This window comes from Catenibacterium sp., from assembly GCF_052354645.1.
In the GTDB taxonomy this organism is placed as follows: Bacteria; Bacillota_I; Bacilli_A; order Erysipelotrichales; family Coprobacillaceae; genus Catenibacterium; species Catenibacterium mitsuoka_A.
In genome coordinates this window covers 1-2,751 of record NZ_DAWDDM010000260.1, presented here as the reverse complement: position 1 = coordinate 2,751, position 2,751 = coordinate 1, and the positions used below count along the sequence as shown (strand labels likewise).

The 2,751-nt window shown below is 29.0% G+C and carries 4 protein-coding genes; all 4 read left to right on the top strand.

Going from position 1 to position 2,751, the window contains the following annotated elements:
- Positions 1–1,263 (top strand): ATP-binding protein (locus ACT8VG_RS09655; protein WP_444195740.1); only part of this gene is annotated, 1,263 nt, incomplete at its 5' end.
- A 232-nt stretch (positions 1,264–1,495) separates the two neighbouring features.
- Positions 1,496–1,972 (top strand): hypothetical protein, encoded by a 477-nt coding sequence (locus ACT8VG_RS09650; RefSeq protein WP_432269329.1) that lies wholly within the window; start codon positions 1,496–1,498, stop codon positions 1,970–1,972.
- A gap of 132 nt (positions 1,973–2,104) precedes the next feature.
- Positions 2,105–2,470 carry a hypothetical protein gene (locus ACT8VG_RS09645; protein ID WP_432269328.1) on the top strand — a complete coding sequence of 122 codons (366 nt, stop codon included), beginning with the start codon at positions 2,105–2,107 and terminating at the stop codon, positions 2,468–2,470.
- A gap of 42 nt (positions 2,471–2,512) precedes the next feature.
- The gene (locus tag ACT8VG_RS09640; protein ID WP_444195739.1) at positions 2,513–2,686 is read left to right on the top strand and encodes a hypothetical protein; all 174 of its coding nucleotides are present in this window, start codon (positions 2,513–2,515) and stop codon (positions 2,684–2,686) included.
- Positions 2,687–2,751 lie beyond the last annotated feature (65 nt).

The window sequence follows — 2,751 nt, the reverse complement described above, 5'->3', positions numbered from 1 at the left end:
GTTCTATTAGAGGGGGCAAGACGTGTTGGTAAGTCAACTATTGCGGAAAATTTTGCGAAGAATGAGTATAAGTCATATATTTTGATAGACTTTTCAAAGACAACAAATAATATTCTTGAATGTTTTGATGATATAGGTAATCTAAATATATTTTTTCTAAGATTGCAGGCTGAAACAGGAATAACATTATATGAACATGAGTCTCTTATTATTTTTGATGAAGTACAGTTATTTCCTAAAGCAAGACAAGCAATTAAACATCTTGTTGCAGATGGTAGATATAGTTATCTAGAAACAGGATCTTTGATATCAATTAAGAAGAATGTAAAGGATATTCTTATTCCTTCTGAGGAGATGAAGATTCAGATTTACCCAATGGACTATGAAGAGTTCTGTACTGCCACAGGTAGTAATTATGGATTGTTGAAAGATATATATAATATGGGTAAAGCCATTGGTCAGGCTACAAATCGTAAGTTAATGAGAGATTTGAGAATATATATGGCTGTTGGGGGAATGCCACAAGCTGTAGAAGCCTATGTAAATGGTAAAAACTTTTCAGAAATAGATATGGTCAAAAGACAGATTATTAATCTGTATGAAGAAGATTTTAAGAAGATTGATGCTTCTGGTAGATTATCAGCTATGTATCATTCAATTCCTGCTCAGCTCGCAAAAGATACAAAAAAATATCGCATAACAACTGCGATAGGTAAGAAGAATAATGTAAGAAGTGAAGAATTATTATATGAGTTGATTGATTCAAAGACAGTGCTACCATGTTTTAATACAACGGATCCTAAAGTGAGTTTGGCAGATACAAAAGATTTTGATAGTTATAAGCTATATATTGCGGATACTGGTTTGTTTGTCACACTTATGTTTATTGATCGCCCAGCAACAGAAAATGAAATATATGCAAAACTATTATCTGATAAGTTGCCTATTAATCTTGGTTATTTGTATGAAAATCTAATGGCTCAGATGATTGCTGCATCAGGAAGAGAATTGTACTATCATACTTGGGATAAAAAAGGAAGTACACATTATTATGAGGTTGATTTTCTAATATCAGATGGAAGTAAAATCAAAGTATTTGAGGTGAAATCTTCAGGTATTGGAAAACATGAATCAATCAATGAGTTCTGTAAGAAGTATTCCAATAGTGTGAATAAGTCATATTTGATTTCACAAAAAGATATAGGCAAAGAGAATAGTTTATTGTTTAGACCGTTTTATCTTGTACCTTTTTGTATAGATTAACATAAATGTATATGTTTCTTTCTGTAAAAATATCAGGTGTTTATCAAGTGATACGATAAATAGTTTTGTTGATACATTAGTATTTGAATTGTAATTAATCTATTATTCGAAATTAGTGAGGTCTTGCGTTTTATTCACGAAAAGTGTATTTAAATCCTATTTTCTTGAATGTAACAAATTAAGTTATATATTGTAGATATATGATATCACATAAGAGAAAGGAGGATGTGAAATGTTGAAGGTAGTAAATAATAGCAGAGCAAAAAAAGTTGTGAAGTATTTTGTAACATCATTTGTTTTAATTTCTTTATTAATTGGTAGTTTTGGCTGTACAAGTAACACAAAAGATAAGGCATCTATTAAGGAAGGTGCAGTATTAGCAAAATCATATGATGAGATAATTGATATGAAACATAATAATAAACAGTTTATTGTCTTGTTCACGTTATTGGATTGTAAATATTGTAATGATTTTCATAAAATGCTGGTCAAATATCTAAAAAAGAATGATATAAAAATCTATGAAGTTGTACTGGATACTGAATTTCCTTTAGATGAGATTTCAAAAAATGTAAGTAATGAATTTCCTAAGTTGAAGTATGCACCAACAATATATCTAATAAATAAAAATAAAATTGAATCTGAGTTCAAGTATGAAAAATCGAATAAGTTAGAAGAACGATTTGATAAGTGGGTTGATAGAATCTGATTTAGGGTTATTGTATTTTATTCAAGAAAAGTGCATTTAAATCAGAAATAATTGAATTTATGCAGATATTAATGTAATTTGTAATTGTAAGAAGTACTTCTACATTAAATATTATCAGAAAGGAGATTTGCTATGAATAAAATAATAACGTGTTTGAATAACAGAGTAGTGAAGATAATTTTGAGTTTAACGCTATTAGTGATGATGGTATGTACTATACCTAAAATATCAGATGTCAATGCACAATCAGGTGAAGGTGTAGATGTATGCACATGGTATAGTGCAAATGGTTTTAAATCATATGCACAGTGTCAAAAATGGTTAGAGTTCAAACAAAAACCTTATAATAAAGCAAATCAAAAGAAAATAATGAATTGTGCAACAGAAGCAGGTATTACTGTAGGTGTTTCAGCTATTACAGATTTATTGGTAGTTAATCCTGCAAAAGCAGCTAAAGTTTTCGGAACCACTTTCATTGTGTGTATGTTTGGATATTAGAAGTTAATCACTAATTATGCATAGAAGTTGAAGTGAAAAATTATGAAAAAGAAAGATTATATTCGTATTGCACGTAAAAATATTTCGCTTGCTATTAGTGTTATGATTGCTAATTTAGTAATGAATGAAACAATGACAGCATGTATAGTTAATACAGTATTAGTAGTAGTCATTATGCTTTTATTTGACATAATACATTTAACAAATAAAACATAATGATACATTGCAAACCAGAATCTTTAAGGCAGGTTTTTCAATAACTAATAGCCATTATAGATGAA